The organism is Paenibacillus sp. W2I17 (genome assembly GCF_030815985.1).
In the GTDB taxonomy this organism is placed as follows: Bacteria; Bacillota; Bacilli; order Paenibacillales; family Paenibacillaceae; genus Paenibacillus.
The window spans coordinates 1,758,514-1,779,682 of the sequence record NZ_JAUSXM010000001.1; the positions used below are offsets into that span (position 1 = coordinate 1,758,514).

The 21,169-nt window shown below is 44.7% G+C and carries 16 protein-coding genes; 6 read left to right on the forward strand and 10 right to left on the reverse strand.

What is annotated here, in order from left to right; genetic code table 11:
* Positions 1–112: 112 nt before the first annotated feature.
* Positions 113–1,924 carry an ABC transporter substrate-binding protein gene (locus QF041_RS07525; protein ID WP_307413271.1) on the forward strand — a complete coding sequence of 604 codons (1,812 nt, stop codon included), beginning with the start codon at positions 113–115 and terminating at the stop codon, positions 1,922–1,924.
* A gap of 55 nt (positions 1,925–1,979) precedes the next feature.
* On the opposite strand, the gene QF041_RS07530 is transcribed toward QF041_RS07525, so the two are convergent.
* Together QF041_RS07530 and QF041_RS07535 are read right to left on the reverse strand one after the other, a co-directional pair.
* A complete protein-coding gene (locus QF041_RS07530) occupies positions 1,980–3,320 on the reverse strand; it encodes an FtsW/RodA/SpoVE family cell cycle protein (RefSeq protein ID WP_307413273.1) in 1,341 nt (446 codons plus the stop codon).
* The gene (locus QF041_RS07535) at positions 3,317–3,652 is read right to left on the reverse strand and encodes a PadR family transcriptional regulator (protein ID WP_181155366.1); all 336 of its coding nucleotides are present in this window, start codon (positions 3,650–3,652) and stop codon (positions 3,317–3,319) included. The genes QF041_RS07530 and QF041_RS07535 overlap by 4 nt, the downstream gene beginning before the upstream one ends.
* A 284-nt stretch (positions 3,653–3,936) precedes the next feature.
* Here QF041_RS07535 and QF041_RS07540 point away from each other — a divergent pair, with 284 nt between their 5' ends.
* The 5 genes from QF041_RS07540 (at position 3,937) to QF041_RS07560 (ending at position 9,975) form a co-directional block, all read left to right on the forward strand.
* On the forward strand, positions 3,937–4,521 hold the full coding sequence (locus QF041_RS07540; RefSeq protein ID WP_307413275.1) for a P-loop nucleotide/nucleoside kinase family protein: 585 nt from the start codon (positions 3,937–3,939) through the stop codon (positions 4,519–4,521).
* A 312-nt stretch (positions 4,522–4,833) separates the two neighbouring features.
* Complete coding sequence (locus tag QF041_RS07545; protein WP_307413276.1) at positions 4,834–6,873, forward strand: serine hydrolase domain-containing protein; 2,040 nt, start codon at positions 4,834–4,836, stop codon at positions 6,871–6,873.
* Positions 6,874–7,260: 387 nt separating this feature from the next.
* Positions 7,261–8,022: a hypothetical protein gene (locus QF041_RS07550; protein WP_307413278.1), complete on the forward strand. Its 762-nt coding sequence runs from the start codon at positions 7,261–7,263 to the stop codon at positions 8,020–8,022.
* The gene (locus QF041_RS07555) at positions 8,015–9,343 is read left to right on the forward strand and encodes a sensor histidine kinase (RefSeq protein WP_307413279.1); all 1,329 of its coding nucleotides are present in this window, start codon (positions 8,015–8,017) and stop codon (positions 9,341–9,343) included. The genes QF041_RS07550 and QF041_RS07555 overlap by 8 nt, the downstream gene beginning before the upstream one ends.
* Complete coding sequence (locus QF041_RS07560; RefSeq protein WP_307413281.1) at positions 9,340–9,975, forward strand: response regulator; 636 nt, start codon at positions 9,340–9,342, stop codon at positions 9,973–9,975. Before QF041_RS07555 ends, QF041_RS07560 begins: the two co-directional genes overlap by 4 nt.
* Before the next feature lie 134 nt (positions 9,976–10,109).
* Here QF041_RS07560 and QF041_RS07565 read toward each other — a convergent pair whose 3' ends face one another.
* The 8 genes from QF041_RS07565 to QF041_RS07600 form a co-directional block, all read right to left on the reverse strand.
* Positions 10,110–11,075 (reverse strand): sugar phosphate isomerase/epimerase family protein, encoded by a 966-nt coding sequence (locus tag QF041_RS07565; protein ID WP_307416920.1) that lies wholly within the window; start codon positions 11,073–11,075, stop codon positions 10,110–10,112.
* A 301-nt stretch (positions 11,076–11,376) separates the two neighbouring features.
* Positions 11,377–13,083 (reverse strand): hypothetical protein, encoded by a 1,707-nt coding sequence (locus QF041_RS07570; RefSeq protein ID WP_307413282.1) that lies wholly within the window; start codon positions 13,081–13,083, stop codon positions 11,377–11,379.
* Positions 13,084–13,105: 22 nt separating this feature from the next.
* Positions 13,106–13,978 carry a carbohydrate ABC transporter permease gene (locus QF041_RS07575; protein WP_076249554.1) on the reverse strand — a complete coding sequence of 291 codons (873 nt, stop codon included), beginning with the start codon at positions 13,976–13,978 and terminating at the stop codon, positions 13,106–13,108.
* 38 nt (positions 13,979–14,016) lie between these two features.
* Entirely contained in the window at positions 14,017–14,919 is a 903-nt protein-coding gene (locus tag QF041_RS07580) for an ABC transporter permease (RefSeq protein ID WP_307413284.1), read from the reverse strand.
* 111 nt (positions 14,920–15,030) lie between these two features.
* Complete coding sequence (locus QF041_RS07585) at positions 15,031–16,632, reverse strand: extracellular solute-binding protein (RefSeq protein ID WP_210107936.1); 1,602 nt, start codon at positions 16,630–16,632, stop codon at positions 15,031–15,033.
* 396 nt (positions 16,633–17,028) lie between these two features.
* Positions 17,029–17,403, reverse strand: a complete 375-nt coding sequence (locus QF041_RS07590) for a hypothetical protein (RefSeq protein ID WP_307413286.1) — start codon at positions 17,401–17,403, stop codon at positions 17,029–17,031.
* A gap of 237 nt (positions 17,404–17,640) precedes the next feature.
* Complete coding sequence (locus QF041_RS07595) at positions 17,641–19,884, reverse strand: helix-turn-helix domain-containing protein (RefSeq protein WP_307413288.1); 2,244 nt, start codon at positions 19,882–19,884, stop codon at positions 17,641–17,643.
* 21 nt (positions 19,885–19,905) lie between these two features.
* Positions 19,906–21,129 (reverse strand): MFS transporter, encoded by a 1,224-nt coding sequence (locus tag QF041_RS07600; protein WP_307413290.1) that lies wholly within the window; start codon positions 21,127–21,129, stop codon positions 19,906–19,908.
* Positions 21,130–21,169 lie beyond the last annotated feature (40 nt).

Below are 21,169 nucleotides of genomic sequence, written 5' to 3' on the forward strand. Positions count from 1 at the left end.
TCTATGCTATATTCTAGATGATAAAATAGGAATATAAATAGAAATTAAAATCGACAAAACTTCTTATTTTAGATAAATACGTCAGAGTTCACCTCCAGGAGGGAATCAACACTTGAAATTACATCAGCAATATCTGCTGTTACATCGTCATTACGGTCACCATACAGAACATGAACTTACACTCGCCGATCTCGCGGAGTTGCTAAATTGTACACACCGCAATACGTTAACGATTGTCAAAAAGATGGTTGCCCATGACTGGATTAGCTGGGTTTCCCAGCGTGGTCGTGGTCGACGTTCTTCACTGACTTTGCTTGTTCCGGCTGATCAAATCGCCGCAGAATATATGATGCAGGCCATGAATCGCCGGGAGTTACAGGAAGCTGCCGAGCAGGTGAGCGCATTCTCCAGTTCAACAATCATGCAGGATCATCTAAACCAGTGGTTGCTAGGGTATTCAGGACATCATACGGAAGCCGGCACCAATAATGAGCAGATTGATACGCTTCGGTTGCCCCTGCGCCAACAGCTTCATGCGCTTGATCCGCTGTACATTAATCTATTAGCTGAATCCTTTGTTACCAGCCATGTCTTTGACGGGTTGGTTCAGCGGGGTGAACAGGGAGAGATCCTCCCATGTCTCGCTCATACCTGGGATGTCAGTGCAGACCGAAAGACCTGGATCTTCTATTTACGAAAAGGTATTACATTTCACGATGGTCAGTTGTTGACGGCCCATGATATAGTGCATACGTTTGAACGACTGCAATCTACAGATCGCCGAACACTGTACCGTGATGTAAGTAAACAGATTCTATCTATTGAAGCGGTCGATTCCTTAACCGTGTGTTTCCAGCTTAAAAATCCTCATGAATTGTTTTTGTCCTTCCTGACAACAAGTCGTGCGGCGATTGTACCCTCACCAGGAACAAACGAACATAAGATGAAGCATTCGAGTGATTTGCATGGGATGCAAAAACCTGTTGGGACGGGACCGTTCAAGGTCACCGCCTGGGATGATCACTTGTGCAGACTTGAAGCCTTTTCATCATATTTTCAAGGTAGAGCACACATGGACCGGGTAGATATCCTGCAAATTCCGTGGAGTGCCTCGGCAAAAATGGACGATAGCCAAGATATCGAAACTCCGTTCTTTCATCTTGTTCATAATCCGTCTTCGTCTGCGGGTGCAGAATGGACACAGATTAGTGCAGGTGTAATGGTTCATAAATTACTCACGTGTAATACACAAAAAACCGGACCGTTAAACGATCCGGAAGTAAGAGCACACCTTCAGTCATGCCTTGCTGGAATGTATAGAGATGACGGACATGCAGATGACTCTGAAGTCGTGGAGACTGATTTTAGTGCGGTGAATACCGGGATGGTTGACCCGGAGGGATTTAGAGATATTACTAAACGACTTACTTCGTCTACTCCCATCTCACTGCAAATTGCGACCATCCCACAGTATCGCAGGGATGCCCAACATCTGGCGTCCATACTGGAGCAGTGCGGTTTCTCCTGTACCGTCCGAACCGCTACGATGGAGCAGTTCAAAGGAAATCTCCGGCTGGAGTCTGATCTGATTCTCTTCTCTCTCATTCGGGACAGGGATGAAGAACTGCGAAGGTATGATCTCTACTCTACATTATCTGAGCATCTGGAAGATTCTACTCGTATAACGATCCATGAGATCTTGCAAACCATCGTCGCCTCTCCCATCGCAGCAGATCGAACTTCTGATTTAGATCGAATTGAACAATTTTTGGTTGATCAGAATTTACTATTCCATTTATCCGAAAAACCAGTAGAAACCGCTTATCTGCCTTCGGTACGTGGTCTATCTTTCAACAGCCAGGGCTGGATTAACCTGCGTCATATCTGGTTTCCTTCTGACGCACTAGCACGTCAGTTTGATTAGACATCGTATTATATACTTTATATACTGGTACCATCTGATCGCGCGTCTTTTAATTTTATTTTGACATTGTCGTGATCGGCTCTCCCTGTTTGCTTCTCAATGAAATAGTATCTTTACGTCGATATACTCCAAGCAGTAAACCCATCATGGCGTATTCTAAGATCACATGAGAACCAAATCCAATAAAAGGGAAAGTAACGCTGACAATCGGAACCTTTCCCGTAGTCATCGCAAGGGAGTAAAGCATTTGCAAAGAAAACATCACCGTAATGCTGAACACGATCATACGACCAAATACATCGAGTACACGAGGTAGCATTCTCAGCATACTAGCAAGAAACCATACGATTCCAAGCAACAGCAGTATGCCTGCTAACCAACCAAATACATCAATAAGCATTACACCTGGATAGTCCATATAATACCCTTTAAAGTGATGGTCAAAAGAAGTGTCAGAACCGTTTCCCCACCATCCGGCGGAATGAAGAATATTCATAATTGTTTGGTTATTGTAACCGATTCCTAACGGATCATTCTGGAGATTCAAAACGACTGAGAGTCTCTCAAACCGCCTAAATTCACCTGTCAAAAACAATTGAAATAAAATGACACTTCCCATTATAGTAGTTCCAATGAAAGTAAAAATCCATTTTCGTGTAATCCAGGCAAACATGATGACAGTTGCCGTTCCGAATAGAAATAATCGTACCCAATCTGAAGCTTGAAATAAGCTGAATGATGGCAAAGCCACAAGAAGAATATACGTTGAGACGGATTGTACGTCGAACTTAGTACGCAGCTTATCCAGCATTATCGAACCTATGGCGAGGGGCAATACCCACATGGATATCGTCGTAAGATCAATTGTTAACCCCAATATGCTCCAGAACCGTTGCACGCCATAATTAACCGGGGATACTAGTGGATTAATCCACAACAGGCCCGTGAGTAAAATATATATCCACCAAGCATTCCTTTTCCATTTTCGATAATCAAAATACATCAAAAACACCATCAGTACTAAACCAAAAATAGTGTAGATCACATGACTTATATAAAAGAACTGAGAGATTTTAACTGCGATATTTGTCGTAAAAATCCACATCAGCAACAGGCTTATGATTAGCAAACTGGCAATTCCCGTTAACAGCGCCCAATGCATACGATGGCGATGCAATCGGTGCATACTCTTGCCTACGACAGCGGGATCACCCATCTGTTCAATGGCATATGCAATTGCTTCTTCCTCTGTATAACCTTCTTGTTCTTTATCCAAAATCATCTCTTCCATGTGGTTTCCCAACTCATCACGCAGGTCGTTATGTACTTCGCGAGCTTTAACCTCAACACACATGTGATCAAGATAATGCTGAATTCGCTCATGTCGATTCGTCATGTCAGGCCTCCTTCCCCAAGCACCCGATCCACAGCTCTACGGAACAAATTCCACTCTGCTTTTTTACTTTTTAAGGCCTCCATGCCCTTGTCACGAATCGAATAATATTTCCGTTTACGGCCTTCAACCTCCATCCAGTACGACTCTACCCAACCTTCAATCTCCATAGCATGCAAAATAGGATATAACGTGCCCTCTTTCAGATTAAACACACCCTCGGATTGACGATGTAGTTCCTTGATTAATTCATATCCGTACAACGGTCGTTCCTGAAGCAGGGTCAGAATCAATGTTTCGGTACTGCCTTTAATCATTTGTTTGTTAACCTGCAACGCGCTCACTCCTTCCTTTTCAATTCATTTAGCAAGAATTTTTAGATTTTGAAAAATACACTTTTAAATCTCTTCTTTTTATATACATCGGAAACCTATGCATAGAACAACTAGGTATGATATTACCTTATCCTTCCTTTTCTGTCTAGCCAACAAGCTTCTTTATTTATGTTAAAATAAACAAGTCCTTTCATTCACGAACTCTAATGATAAATCTATATACTCGTGTATTTTTCAATTACATATCCTATTTTTTGAATCTAATTAAAGGAGGCATTACATTCATGAGCAAACTAATTTTCTTTCTCGGCGGGGCTGGAAGTGGCAAGACTACACTTGCCAAAGCCCTTTCCCGTAAACATAAAGCGGCTTTCTTCGATATGGATATTCTGCTTCGTCCCGCGGCTGAGGCGATCATGACCCTTCAGGGACTTGATCCATCCGACCGAGATTCGCCTGAATACAAAAGGTTGTGCCGTGATCTTGGGTACCGCATTACGATGGACGCCGCTCTGGATAACGTGCAGTTGGGTATCGATACGATGGTTGTCGGGCCGTTCACCAAAGAAATTGGAACTCGCGATTGGATTACTCAGGAACTTGCACAAATTGGACGTTCTCTGGAGGATACGGATGTGCGAGTTGCCTATATTTATCTAGAGAATGAAGCGTTGTATCACAAACGGATCTCAGCAAGGAAATCCCCACTAGATGAATGGAAGTTAGCCAACTGGGATGCCTTCAGAGCTTCTCTCGTCCGAAAAGAAGTAACCTGGCCGCTCCCTTCTGCATCCGTCGCTTATATTGATAATTCCAGTAATGACTCAGCCATAGCCTATGCTGAACTTGAACGACGGATGTACGAGTAGTTTTATAAAATCTACTTCCCAATTCCTTTGCACTATGTAGGCTTCGCATGGAAAATAAAAAGACGAAACAAAAAGAGGTATTTGTCGAGATCCCCGTTGGGTCCATCATGACAAATACCTCTTTTCATATATTTAAGATCATTCCAAACTCACTCTTCATCCTCAACAATTGCGGGATCACGCAAAAAGGTTTGCGGAAGTCCTGCCGTAATAAGTGCGTACTACGGAATCGCCATTACATTCGAACTGATAGATTATAGATGTACTTAAATGTTAGAGAACGAACATATCTCAACTCCAAAGGAGAATTTCATGAAATCTCACGTAGCAACATGTCCAACTCGACAACAACAACACAGCTACAAATCGAATCACAGGTGGAAACGTACTGTAGCCAACATCCTCCTGGTTGCATCTCTAAGTATCACCACGATGACCAGTGTATCGGCAGAGAGCAGTCTCCCTCTTCCTCAGGTAAGCCCTCAGGAAACTGAATCGTTCATCAATCAATTCTTTGCCCAACCTGAAATGAAGCCTGCTCTGAAAGGTGCGGTAGTCACCGTTGTTCACGACCAACAGATCGTGTTGAACAAAGGATATGGTTATGCCAATGTGGAAAAACAAATCCCCGTCGATGCCGACTCCACTCTATTCCGTGTAGCCTCCATCTCCAAAACGCTGACAGCAACTGCCATTATGCAATTGGCCGAGCAAGGTAACGTAAAGCTTGATCAGGATATCAGCGCATACACAGATGCTTTGCATCTGACCAACCATACCGGAACAGCGTTAACATTGGAACATCTGATGACCCACACCAGCGGGTTTGATTTCACAGATGCAGCAGCTACACCCAGGGAGTTGAATCATTCTTATCCGCTTGAGCAATTCATCCAGGACAACAAACCGTCCGTTGTTCGCAATCCAGGAGAAGTTTTCCGTTACGACAACTACGGTTATGCACTCTTGGGCTACATCGTTCAGAAACAGTCCAAACTTCCGTTTGAGACTTATGTACAACAGCATATATTCAACCCTCTTGATATGTCGGATAGCCATTTTACACTAAGCAAAGACACGCTGAGTAAACTCGCAATTCCTTATGGCGCTGAAGGACAAGAACTTCCGCAATATCCCAATGTACCGGACAGCTCCCCTGAGGGCGGATTCATTACAACTGGACGGGATATGGCTCACTTTATGCTTGCGCAGCTCAATCAAGGTTCGTACCAGGGTGCACGTATACTAGAACCGTCATCCGTCCAAGCAATGCAAACGCTGGATGTCTCCATACACCCGGATATACCTGGAACAGGTTACGGATTCGAATCCACCTATTCGCAGTATAATCATGGACGGAAAGTCGTGAGTAAAGCAGGCGATCTGGACGGATTCCACTCCAATCTGTGGCTGTTGCCTAACGAGAAGACTGGACTATTTATCGTCTCCAACAGTGATGGACCAGATCTGCGAGAAGCGCTTTTTCAAGCATTTATGGATCATTTTTATCCGAGTAATGAAGTCCAAGATGTCAATTATAGCGTACCCGAGTCTTCACTCCATTCCTACGAGGGACTATATCGAGATATCCGTCTGCCTGCATGGTTATATGATATTTCAGCAACAGAGAAAGGTCTTCAGGTTATAGATGCTTATGGCACTCATACTTTAACACCCGTTAAGGACATGTTGTTCATGGATGAGGACGGTAAGCTTGCTGGTTTCAAAAAAAATCAGTCAGGTGAAATCACGTATTTCTATTACAACAAGTCAGACAGCTGGTCCGAGAAATTGCCAGAAGCCAGACCTTATGAAGATGTGCCAGAAGACCATCCCTATGCTCCGTACATCTATCGTTTAACACAGATTGGCCTGTATCCACAGGATCAAACCCTATTTGAACCAGAGAAGCCTGTTAGTCGTGGGGAGTTTGTAGCACAGGTCGTGGGCATAAGCGGAATGTCCATTTCAGCTCAATCACCAAAATTTAAAGATACCCAATCAAGTCCCTATGCCGCCTACATTCAAACAGCCCTTGAACTGGGTATTGTGCAAGGTAATACTCGTGGATTGTTCCATCCCGAGCAAGCCATAACAAGGCAAGAGGCCGCGGTGATCATATCGAGAACGGCACAACAACTCCTTGGCGCACCTGCCGTAACTGCCGATCTCATCGGTTCACAGGATCGTTGGGCTGAAGAAGGTGTCCAGTTTGTGGTTGCTCTAGGTCTCTACGGTCCGGAAGTATCCATATCCAGCAGCGGTGCTGTGGATTATAGATCAAAGCAGCCTATGCTCAGGCAGGAATCATCAGTTTTGATGTACAAAATGTTAGGCACTCTGCTACATTAACATAGAGTGATGCTCGGCAAGCCATGTCATTGCTACATGGCTTGTTTTTCCACTTTATTTTACCAATGATGCATTTTATAAGAACGGATGATTACTCGCATGCGACTAAAACTTTCATTACATAGATTCATGAAAACTAAATTTAATTTCGTGTGGTTTGTAACAATGTTGTGCTTTATACTGACAGCCACGTATATCCATATCTCTTCATTTATGAATCCTTATATCGGACTTTCGTTGACCCTTAATGCCTCCAATTCTTGGGCAGTACATGATGTAGATCCGCAAGGTTTAGCTTATACATCCGGGATTAGATCAGGTGACACCGTTATCTCCTTGGAACCCGAAAGAGAAGTCCGGTTACTCCATCAAAGAGGTGTATTCTTAGTGACTGAAGCCTACACCATCGGCGTTGAGAATTCTCACGGTCAGGCATCCGAACATACAATGAAGCCTGGACCACATGAATGGTTCAACATCGGCTTTTCATCCATAGTGGAATTATTGCTATTGTTGACCGGAACCTATGCCTTGTTTTGCCAACCCGGTTCACGAGTGATGCGCCTGTTCTACCTCCTTAACCTGTCCATGGCCATATGTATACTGACGATATACACATCCCAGTTGCCTTTATCCAATTATATTTTGGCCTTTTGTGCAGCATGGTTACCTTACTGTCTAACTGCTTTTTATGTGTCTTTTGTATTCCGTACCCGTCTGCATCGTTTCCGGTGGTTACTATTTATCAGCAGAGGTATTGCAGTTGCTTATTCTGCAGGCCTGGTATTTCTGTACATCAAGCAGTGGATGATGACCGATGTTCAGATCAATCAAGGCATCACTACCGTCAGTACTCCTGTTGCACCGTCTGGTCCAACCAATCTGCTCAACTTTATTCTTTGTGCAACCCTTCTAATCTTAATCTGGATGACATGGGTTAATCGTAAAAGCTACAATCGCAAGGAGCAGAACCAGCTATTGCTCATGTTAACAGGAATACTTGTTAGCCTGATTCCCTTCATCATCTGTTTTGCTATTCCAACCCTGCTTCAAGGTGAACCATTATTGCCTGTAGAGTACACATTAATTGGATTTCTGCCTTTATCTATGGATGTTCACTTATGTACTTGTACAACGGAGTATGCTTGACCTCAAACTGGTTATGCCAAGATTGATGATTCATGGACTATATGCTTTGATCGTATTTTTACTGTTTCTGGCTGCTTCTCACCTGCATTCGGTAATTCATATCAGCTTACTGTTTGTCTCGTTTTTGCTGATCACTTGGGTATATCAGTACATGCTCACCCGCTCACGCAAGAAAAACAAACTTAACAAAGACTGGTTGGAACACCAGCAACTGCGGTTGACTGTGCGAATGGCTGAACAGCAAAACATGCGGGACATGATTCATGTATTTGCCGAAATGTTCCACAAGATGCTGGATATTGAAGGCGTAATTGTCATATGGATTGATGATAAGCACAGATATTCTCAGGAAGGCACAGGGATTTTTGCTTCCATTCAGAATATAGATAATCAGGCGTTGAATATTGAAGTTTTACGGCAGAAATATGATTTGGCACAGGTTTGGGAGCTGTCAGGTGAACCCACTACGGAGACGATAGGATTTCTGGGTATTGGTCACAAAGAAAATCGCACCCTTTTTTCAGCGGAAGAACAGGATATCATTGATAAAGGCAGGCTGGAAGCAATTCGAATGCTCGTCAATGGGAGACTCTTATCCGATCTGCAGAAGCGATATGAATACCGTGTAGACCAGACAGCTCTTCATGAACACCAGATACGCCGCCATCGGCAGTTCAATGATATTATGATGGAAGCCCAACAGGCAGAGCGTATGAAAACCTCTTATTTCCTTCATGATCAACTGCTTCAAAATCTGATTTTCCTGTCTCGTGATTTGGAGGAATTACACGATACCGGAGAGACGCATAAGGATCAAACGGCTGTTTGGCTGGAGTGCCTGTATGCTTCCCAAAGAGATATACGCCAATTGTGTGATGATCTCTACCCTCATATTATGGATCGAAGTGATCTTGAGGAAGCGTTGCAATGGCTCATCCGTACACTTCAAATGCAAAGTGGCATCAGAATGGAACTAAACTACAACGCCCTCTCTGAAGAGTTGAAGCACGAACCTCTGAAGTCCACCGTATTTCGGACGATCCGCGAACTTATCATGAATGTGATGAAGCACGCACAGGCGTCGTTTTGCTCTATTCAGGTACATACAAGGGATACTGACTTGATTCTCCAAGTAGAGGATGATGGCTTGGGATTTAATGTTCATACCACATTTGATACTGCAACAGGGCACTTCGGTTTGATATCCATACAAAGCAGCATTCAGCATCTCGGTGGAGAATTCACCATACATTCCAGCCTTGGCAAAGGAACCTCAATCAACATCCGTTTGCCTTTAACCAAAGGAGCAACTGAACAATGAGCGAACCCATTACAGTCGTACTACTTGATGATCACCCCCTGGTCATGGAAGGTCTCAACAACCGCTTAAACCGCGAACCAGACATACAGGTAGTGAAGACATTCAGCGACCCATTGCTTTTTTTATCCGAAGTAGAGGTGTTGCGACCAGATGTTGTTGTGATGGATATCCGCATGCCCCAGCTTGACGGGTTCGAGGTTGTTAGAAGATTGAAAGTTCAATACGGGTTATCCGTCAAAATTATATCGTTATCCGGATACAACTATCACGAATTCCAGTTAAAAGCTTATGATCTGGGCGTCCATGCCTACTTGTCGAAACAAGCAACGTATGGACAGATTATCAACGCCATTCACCAAAGTATGTTGGGTCATGTTCTTATTCCAGAGACCATGTTATCCCCTAATCTGGAGGAATCACTCACGGCAACAGAACGGGAAATACTTAACCGAATTGCACTGGAGATGACCAACAAGGAGATTGCACAGGATCTGGCAATCAGTCAACGTACAGTGGAGTATCATATAACTTCTATTACGCAGAAATTTGGTGTAAAGTCCAGAATTGGTGCTGTAGTCAAAGGCTATCAGGCAGGGATTCTCGGTGACGTAACACTCCCTGAGAAACGTTAAAGCATGGAACATTTTACGAGAACAACAAAAGAGCGGCAGAACACCCTGTAATACAACCTGAGGTTTGTTCTGAACCGCTCTATCTGTTGGTTTACTTTCCTATATGGTGCATTCATACTTGATGCGTGTGCTCCCTATCCGCGCTGACGCGCCGCATGACGTTCAGCAATACGAGCCGTGATTATTCCATGACTCTCATCGATTTCTTCCGGTGTACACGCGGCTTTTAATTCATATACTTTCACCGGAGAACGGTCGATAATATCCAAAAACGAATCAAAAAAGGTCATGTCTTTACTATGGATGTATGGACACCAATGATCTGATAACCCTACGGTTTCATGAATATGCACGCCAACCACGTGATCAATCAACGCGTTAGCCTCACTTACATTAGCGTACAGCCCCATTCGATCCATCATCATGCCGTGACCAATATCGTACCAGAGACCAAGGGGCGCGCCCTTCATTTGTCCAATAATCGTTCCCGCTTCATGCAATGTCGGCATCTGATAACAGCGTGAACGGGTCTCAATACCGAAATTCACCCCGTATCCCCGCTGCTCCGACAAGTTACATACCTCTTCCAGACTCTCCTGAATCCGGCTCAGATAATGTGCGCTGCCATCTTCCCGCTTCTCCAGCATCTCTTGCCATAAAGATTGATATGCTGGTGAATCCGGTCCTTGATCGTGGTATATCTTTTTCAACGCTTCATCTATATTGTATTCAAACGGAACCTCACCGGGATGTACAACAACAGCCTTGGCCCCATAACGATGTGCGTACTCGGCTGAGCGAAGTAACAGCTCAATCGCCCGTTTGCGTCGCGGCTCATCATCGAATCCAAGCAGGACGGAATCCGTCCCGTAATCAGGATCAGCCACATGCGGAAATGTATTATGCACACTGGATACACCGATCTCGCCACGTTCAATCATCGGCTCTATCGTCTGTAGCATCTCTTCCGTAACGTTATAATTCAGTTCAACTTGTTTGAATCCAAGAGACTTGATCTCCTCGATCATGCCTTGTCCGGTCGTATGACGTTTGATGTTCCAACATGTTGAGAATGAATATTCCTGTTTGTCCGTATACATCATTGGTTCCTCCTGTCTCTCATTCTATCGCCCATTCATATTCCATTTATCTCTATCTATATAAGTTGAACCAATAAACTTTACACTAGATCACTCCAATTGCAGTACCATCTTCCGATCGCTGTTATCCCCAAATTTTTTGATCCCCTTCTCCAAAGGGAAAAATCGGGTGATAGCTTATGCTTCCGATGCAGCTTTCTTGCAGAAAGCTTTCAGGCGAACGCTCCGCTTCTTCAGATCGGTTCTGCACTCTTCGTTCTCGTGTAAATGTTCAGTTCATCTTATATACCTATTCATCCCTCTAACCGTTGTCTTCACGGAGGGTCAATTCAAATCTCATCCTGTTTGCAGTCTTTCCAGGCACATAACGATAGATGATCTCCGCATGATTCACGTACATTAACACGGATGGTTCAGGTGCTTCAGCCTTCACGGTACACGTAAGTCCAGGGAACTGCCATAACACTGGTGTAATATCCTGCTGACGAAGGAATGGCCCTCTGATTTCAAAATAAACATCGATTTCTTCAGCCGTATCCAGCTCCACATCAATGGTTAACGAATCTGGCGTGAGGTCCGCATCAAACGTTATTCCGCGCAGATGGCTGTTCCAGCCCTCACCTACCTCACGACGGATCAAGCGTAGATAATAACGTTCACCCGTCTCTGTCTGCCAGTGGATCGTGGCTGGATGCATCTGGCCATTGGTATTCACACTTCCCGACATGGCCCCGATCATCCGATCTTCACCGATCCAAGCTTTGGCTGTACACAAATTCCGATTGGACGTTGGATCATTGCGCTCACACAGTTCCATGAACCGTTTCTGCACAAGCCGATCTTCTTGATGAGCCTTGAAATACGGCACGGCTTCAGCGGGCACATCCACCCCAAGGAGCGCAATCAGTGGATCATGGCCTGACTCACAGTTGATTCCTGCCAGATATTCATACCCTTCTCCAAGCAAGAGATAGATAAATACACCGATCGAACTATGCTCTCGCATTTCCATGTCGTACGCCCGAGAGAATGGGCCGGAGAGATTCTCCAGATTGGCATTGTAATATAGCGCAATATTATTCCACAGCCCATGTTCAATCCGGTGTCCAATTTCGATCAAACGTTCCGTGAGTCCATACTTTCGATACATGCCAAGCACGGACAGATCCACCCCGTAATACGTTGTCGTATTGAACTCCGCGAATGTACCGTTGTATTGTTCAAACTCCTTCACCAACCCCTCCGCCTGTTCATCCGAATGCTGAATCCAATCTGTTCGGTTCAAGCGATGGCCGTAGTAGTGGGTGATGAAAATGTGCATCAACTCAATATTCGTGTTCATGGGGATTACATCGGATAACCTGCGTTCTATTGACCCTTGCACAGCCAACTCCATCGCATGGTCCATCCGTTTCATGAGTGTCTCCGGCATAAGTTCGGCGAATTCGGCAGTCACAACCACACAGACACAAGCGATAAACTCGCGCCAGTTGGGATCATAGCTGATCCAGACCGGTGGCAGAACCTGATTCACTGCCGAATAAAAAAGGTGTTTCAGTTGTTTGGGGTCTGCTGCCTCTGTTAGCAGAGAACCCTCTTCCTGTAGTTTATGGATAAACTGCGCAGACACCTTCTCAAAGGTGCGTTCCAGGAAATAGGCCGTGCCTGGCGCAAAAGATTTCCAAGCATAGTGACCCGCTGGTGGATGCACATCAGTTGGTCGGGTCGCGAAGGTTCCGTGATAGATCTCATCCGGAGCGTCATATTGAACATCGAGCACCTTGTGGAACACCCGTATCGCGCGTTCCACATCACCAGGCTCATTTCGAATCAGCAACCCGAGCGCATAATGTGCACTGGCTCGTGTGCTGTGCTGCGATGAATCCTCCTCTTCGAAACTCCGAATCAGATCCACTTTCTCGTCATAAAAGCTATCCATCATCAACATGGACTGATTTATAAGATACTGCTGCTCTTTCGACATCTTTTCTACCATTCGTTGTGTCATGTCATGCGCCCCCCCGAGACTGTTAACCTTTTACAGCACCTACCATTACGCCACTGATAAAGTACCGCTGCAACCACGGATACACAAGCAGGATCGGTAACGTGGAGAATATAACGCTGGCTGCTTTCAGACTCTCAGGCAGGACCTGAACAGCACCAATGCCTTCGTTCTGCATCAGTTCTGTAATCTGGTTTTGCTGAATCATCTGATACAATTTTAATTGCAAAGGGTATAGCTCAGGCTTGGTAATATACATGAGTGCATCCTGGAAACCATTCCAGCGTCCTACCGCGTAGAATAAGCTCAGTGTCGCCATAACCGGAAGGGACAGCGGCAAGATAATGCGCATAAGTGTTCCGAAGTGGCTGCTTCCATCAATGCCTGCTGCTTCTTCCAGACTTTCAGGAATACCTCTGAAGAAGGTAATGAGGATAATCATGTAGAACGGACTAATCAATCCAGGCAGAATAAGTCCCCATGTGCTATCGAGTAAATGTAGATTTTTGATCAGAATGTACTCTGGGATAATGCCGCCACTGAAGAACATCGTCACCACAATGACAAGCATGAACCACTTGCGCCCTTTTAGATTACTCTTCGCCAGTGGATACGCTGCTGCGATAGTCATCACCATGCTTAGCACAGTACTAAGGACGGTCAGCCATATTGTATAGATAAGGGAACGAATCATTGATCCATCTGCAAATACTTTGGTATACGCCTCAAAGGACAACTCTTTGGGGAAAAAGGAAACTTCTCCTGAACCGATCGCCCGGTTTGAGCTGAGCGAGATCGCAATAATATGAATGAATGGTGCAAGACACAGCACCATCGTAATGATAATAAGAATGACGTTTACCGTGTTGAATATTCGATTCGCCGTGTTTTCAGACATCTCACTCACTCCTTACAGATCATATGTGAATCAATCCACTACATAATGCTCTCATCGGTTAATTTCTTGGACGTATAATTTGCTCCGAGTATGAAGACAAGTCCAACTAAAGCCTGGAACAAACCTACAGCTGTTGCAAGCGTGACCTGACCAGATTGTAAACCGACACGATAGACAAACGTGATGAGCACATCCGAGTATTCACGTACAGCCACGTTACCGATAATAAACGGTCGGTCGAAGCCGATGGAGATCATATTGCCGACATTGATGATCAATAAGGTAACAATCGTTGTTTTGATGCCTGGCAAGGAGATGTGCCAGATTCTGCGTAGCCGACTTGCTCCATCCACTTCTGCGGCTTCGTAGAGTTCCCGGTTAATGCCCGTGAGAGATGCCAGATACAGAATCGTACCCCAGCCTGCACTCTGCCAAACGCCTACCGCAAGATACGTGAAGAGCCAATAGTTTTTGTCTGAAAGGAAAGGTAATGGATCAAATCCCATGCTCATCAAGATATTGTTAATAAAACCGGATTGTGTACCGAATACCTGAAGTACGATCCCTCCAATAATGACCCACGAAATAAAGTGAGGAATGTACAGTAAAGTCTGTGCCAACTTTTTGAACCAGGCCTTCTTCAGTTCGAACAATAAGATGGCTAATATAAGTGGTGCCGGGAAGGAGACCAGTAGATCCAGCATGTTAAGCACTAACGTGTTGCGTAATGCAGTGTAAAATCCCTGATTTTGAAACACTTCTCTGAATGCATCCAAGCCAATCCACTCACTACCGGAGATCCCTTGAAAGAAGTTAAAATCCTTGAACGCAATCTGCACGCCATACATTGGCCCATACTTGAAAATAATGAAGTAGATCATGGGCAGTAGGAGCAACGCATATAGTTGCCAGTTTCTGCGGAAATAGATGCTTGTTTTCATATACCTTCCCCCCATGTCATTCAGGATTCTTCATCAAGGCGATGTTACCATCGCCCTAATGAAATCCCTGTTCTTTGTTGTCATACACATTAGATGTGATCTCTACTCTACTTATTTCATCGCTTTGTAAGCTTCTGTACGTTCATCCAGGATTGCTTGGCCACCGCTCGCCATGTAGTCCTTCATCATGCTGTCATACGTGGCTTCAAAATCAGCGGGTTTGGAAATGGTTGTTTTAACGAAAAACTCCATAAACTTGTCTTTTAAGCCGTTACCGTAACGTGCTTCTGCATCAATCGGTTTGGAGAAACGTACCGGTTGAATGGTGTCCGTGTTAGAGATCGCTACCGACTTGCGCATATCATCCCGATACTTCGACTCTACCTGAACGACATAGGCCTCTTCATTTTTCTTGTCATCCCCAACGTATTTACCGTTCACGATAATGGCAATGTCACCGGAATTATAGATGCGGCCTGCGATTTCAGGAGAAGCATCATCTTTGATCAATGGGACCCCATCCACAAGTTCGTAGTTCTCATTTTCAACACCGAATTGCAGGTCGAACAGGTTGTTGCCCGAAGCCATCCAATCCAGATACTTCATCGCTGCTTCCGCATTTTTGCTCGATTTCGGAATCATGACATACATTGCATTGGGTGCATATGCCGGTTTGGCGAATTTGCCTTCCGAGTTTTTGAATGCATCAATTGGTGTGATCACTGCACCCGGTTGATTGGTTTGCAGGTTTTTGTACGTACCGGAGATATAAATCTCCCCCGCATCCTCAGTGTAGAATCCAACTTTGCCGTTAGATACATCTTCCCACAGCTTTTTCTTGTCTTTGTCGAGTCCAAAGTCCTTGCTCATTAATCCTTCATTATAAAGTGTGTTCATATATTTCAGGGCGTCCTTGAAACCAGGCAACAACGTTGGATAGTCATTGGAACCCAGTTGCTGCGTTAATGTATATTTCTGTTCTTCCGTCAGCGGTTCAATGAATGACCAGATCAGTGGCTCATATTGAGCCGAGGCAATCGACATCCCCATTGGGATTAGTCCTGTGCCAACCTTACCTGGATCTTTTTCCTTAAAGGCCTTCAGTGTTGTATGCAGCTCCTCAGCAGTCTCAGGGGAAGGCAATCCGAGCGCGTCCAGCCAGTCCTGACGAACATAGGATGCGTACTTCCCAAGTACAAGACGTTTACCTGGAACCGCAAACTGTTGTCCATCGTATTGACCGTAGGCCAGCGTTTCATCTCCCAGGAACTTCTTCAGGTTAGGACCACTTTGATTGATCAGATCCGTAAGTTCGGTCAAACCTCCTTGCTCTGCATACCGGTTGAATGTTCCCGAATCGTAGGTAAAGACAATATCAGGTACTTCAGAGCCACTCGCCATCAGAACGTTAAGTTTCTGTACTTCCTCCGAGCGTGGTACCGGAACAAACTGAACGTCGATGTTGTTTGGATCACCAAACTTCTCTTGAATGAAGCGAGTCAGATAACTGTCCGAAATGGTGTAGCCCGCCGGAGTGTTTCCCCGATCGAAGATTTCCACTTTCAAAGTCGTTTTTTCCCCCGAACCCGACTCTCCAGATGAAGATGTTGATTCGCTTCCTGATGAACATGCAGATAATAATAGAGTGAATGCTGTTACCACTGCGAGGATTGAACTTGCCTTGCCTGCCTTACGTCTTTGAAATAATCTCATTTGACCTTTCCCCTTTCGCACACTCTCTGAATGAATTCACATGATTGCCACTCCACTTTGTTCATCCCATTTCGTTGCACCTGTGAATGTCACTAATCATTACATGTAATCCGATAATCAGACAATAAACTATTTTCAAAATGTAAATTTCACGGTTTTTAAGTTAAATACCGCGATATATAAACATATTTCCTGCCAATATACAATTTTCACGCCTTTAATGTTAACTATATTAACATATTAAGTTGCGTTAAGGTCGATTTCTCACACCCAATCTGGCATCGCCCAGCTTGCAATAATCTTTTTTCCATTAAATCTCTCTTCAAAAAAAGAAAAAGAGACCACATCTTATGTGATCTCCTTGTTTAAGCAGCACGTGTAGAACGATTCAACGCACTAATTCCTCGCCGGAAGATTAAACTTCACTTGACCAAACAACGTATCGATGGCATTTCCCGCAAATTGATCGATAACATGTTCGCTGCTTGTGTCCGTATGTTCCAAAATCAATACATTATACTTCTCATCATAGTGCATTCCACCCAAAATAAATCGTACAGGAACGTTCTGAGCCGCCCCTGCCTTCGAAATGGCCTGAATAAGTTCGGATTCATGCATTTGTTGACTTGTCGTGTAGGCACCAACAGGTATAGTTATCGTATATGACGAGTCATCTACATGAAATGTAAATGTGTTGTTGCTTGCTGTGATGGTAACCTGTTTACTGATATCTACCGATCCCCATACTTGCTGTCCGTGTTTGTACATCATTTTCACTCCTGCCCTATTAATCTATGAATTGTCATAATGCTAGTATAGGACATTCGTAAAATTCCTTAACAACATACCAGCCACACTGGCCTAAGATCGTGGTTAAACACCAAAAAAATCTCCTGCAAAGGACGATAAGGGACGAAACCTTATTGCCTCATACAGGAGATTTCATAGATATCTCTAGGATTATTGGATTTTACCCGATACTCGGATGTTCTAACACATACAATTCCGTTATTGATCCCCTTGTTTTCCACCCTGCTTGCGGTAGTCTCCTGGTGTCACGCCCATAATCCGTTTAAATACTCTGCCGAAAGAGATGGCATTGGCATAACCCACTTGAAGAGCAATATCCTGAACAGCCATATCGGTTGCAGACAACAGACGACAGGCCTTTTCGACCCTCAGTTTCACCAGAAAATCAACAAACTTCATCTCAAACTCTTCCTTGAACAGATAACTTGCATATTTGCCCGAGATTTGGAACCGATCACTCAGATGTTTCAGCGACAGATCCGGATCATCAAAATGTTCTTCAATATAAATCCGCAGCTCGTTGATCATCGCGCGATGACTTTTCGTTTCATTCACAGATACATAATTGCGATAAACCTCTTTAAGCCACTCCTGCAAAATCTCTTGAATCCCCTCCAGTGTCTCCACTTGCTGGATATCACTGCGAAGACGAGTCAGGATTTCCTCGGCAAATTGGCTTTGCAACCGCTCAGACAGCTCCCCGAATTCACGGGACAACATCTGGATTAACGCCTGCAGCAACATGCGAATATCGTTATCTGTAATCTGATCTTCGCTGAACGCAACAAACATCTGGTCCAGCTGCGTTCGCCAACCATCACCGGTTAGTCTGAATTCACGGACAAAGTCTGCGAGCATCTGCAAATACTTGTACGATTGCAGCTCAATACGATCCGGCAGTTGCTCACTGAGAACGATGGCATCTTTACCAAGCGTAAGTCTATGCTGCAATCCAGCATCTGCACTCGCATAGGATCGAGTAACCTCCTCCCAGCCCGATACGGTTCGTCCAATGCCAAAGGTAAACCGGAGTCGGAAGTGTTCCGCAATCCACATATGCATCTGCTTAGCCAGATCCATAAGCAATTCACGGTCCAGTCCTTCCTGCTCATCCGATGCAATCACCACAATAAGCCTGCGGTTCCCAAACCATTCAGCCCAACCGCCGAACTGGGTCTCATTCTGCACAAGTTCTTCCACTACGTTCATGAGCGCAATCTTCAGAATATTCTGATTGGTCGAGAGATCGTCACCATTCATCTCCGCAATGAGGACAGCAACACTCTTCGGTTCCATGAATCGTTCCTCTAGCGGTTGCAGATGGCGAAGTCGCTGACGGAATGAATCCATTCGCTCTCCTTCCATCAGATCAACAAGCAACTGTCTGCGATGAATCAGCAAGTTTTCATGATGTTGTTTCTCATAGTCAACCGTCTGAGCAATCAGATGTTCCAGCGCACGGTCGATAAGTGCCAGTTCATCTTTGACGGATGGAGTTGCTTCATCCTCTTCGGCACGTGGCTGTAACGCCTGAATTCGATTCATGATTAGCTGAATGGGGCGTGTATTTCTGCGAGTAATGTAGATTAGTCCAGCCACCGCACCAACGATTGTTAATAAACCAATACCGATCCACACATAAGAAACAAGGGATACCCATGAATACAGCTGTCCGGATTGAATACCACTCTCAAAGACCAGACCAAGCTTGTCCGCAGTCACACGATTAAGTATTTCACCTGCTGAAGGGTCCATTTGATGCGCGGTATAGATCAGATTGTCGCTCTTATCCCGAACCTGAAGAACAGATAACTTTTCATTGGTCATGTTATCAATCTGCCGTTCTATTGCATACATGCGGATGGTAATGACGAGTAGTCCTTCCCCGCCCCACGGTAAAGGAAGCCATTTATTCATGCTAATCACCTGTGAAGGTACGTCGAAGGAACGTTCCTTATAATCACGTGGCAAGTTCCAACCGAGGTTCTCGCGATCTTTCAAGGCTTGCTCAATATAGGCACGATCTTCGAAATCTTCCAAGCGCATCATGCCTCTGGGCGTAAGAATCTGGGAATCGGACATGCGATAGAGATAAATGGATTGAATCATATCCTGCTGATCCAGCATACGTCCCAGCCCACTTGCCGCATCATAGATGAACTGACTTGATAATTGTCCCTGTCCAGCTTCCAGAAAGCGACTATATGTCTTGTTTGCACCAATGTCTTCAAGCAACCGAAGTTCAATGTCACTTAGCGAGCGCTCCAGTGTATCCACGATATAGCGGGTGGAGATCATGTCGGCTTTTTGCGTTTCGTTACGTGAGAGTTCGTTGACAATCAGGAAGGAGAGAAAGATCAGAATGGAAATCGTAAGCAGAAAAATAGGAAAATACGAATACATCAACTTGGTGTGCCAATTCCGCTTCAGATTTACTTTCATAGGCTCCAACTCCTTCCATCTCTATTCTAATGAGTATGCTCTTCTCTGTTCTTTGGCCTGCCTGCTGACGATATACAGAATCACTGATCCTAGTGCTGCACTGATCGTGCAAGCCAGATACATCAGTGATGGACCGCCGGAATCGAGCAAATATCCGTTAAGCATATTACCAACAATTCCGCCCAGGCCAGCAAATACCATGTTAAATAAACTTTGACCTGTGGCCTGCATCTCCCGTCCCGTAACGGAAGCCACATATTCCACAGCTGCAATATAAAAGAATCCGAAGGATAACCCATGCAGCACCTGAACGCCAATCATGACCTCAGGTGTCGGCCATAGCCATTGTATTCCCCAACGTAACATATACGCCCCCGCTGCAAGCAGCATCGTCCGTTCATGTCCCCATTTTCGGAGTATGAATGCCGCTGCCAACATGGATGGAACATTAGTAATTGACGCCAGCAACAGTGCTGTACCTGTCATGGTCACAGAACCGCCAGCCATCTGAAATGAAATAACAAAAAAGGAGTTAAACGCAGTGAGCGTTTGGTTAACCAGGAAACAACCTGTTAGAAATAGAAGGAATGTCCGGTTTCGGAGCAATCTTGCCAAACCTACGGAGAAAGTTACCGAGGACGAGGATATGCTCGTCTGCCGGGGAAGTGTACTTGCCAGTATGGCGCTCAGAATGTTAAACAGGAGAAATGGTAGCCATAACATGTGAATGGAAAACTGGGAGAGGTACATCCCTGCGGCAAATCCACCAACTCCCGTTCCTATGCTGCCGAAGAGTCGGATCATGCCATATGAGGTATTGGCTGCTCTCGCGGCGGTAACCGCATAGGAGTCAGCCACGGGTATTTGAGTCACTTGGAATATAGTGCATAAAGTATAAATCAATATTAATATAAAGTACACTTGAATATTGTAGAAATACGCTAACGATGCAGGAACAAGCAGGCTTATCACCAGTACGAACCGTGTCTTTTTAAACTTATCTACCAGAATTCCCCATATTGGTTGAAGAATAATGGATACAAGTGTGCCAAACGCCATAATAAATCCGGTTTCTTTACTGGAAAACCCTTGTGCTACCAATATGGGATTAATGTACGGGTTAAACATCCCACCAGCTAGCCCCATAAACAGATATAGGCCCTGCAATTGGAGTAAAACACGTTTTGCATCCTTGGAATCGGCTTTTATTTTCTCTGTGTAAGCCTTCATATGTCTACTTCTCATCCGGATCTCCATCCTTTATTTCTGTAGTTGCTTCGCCTAT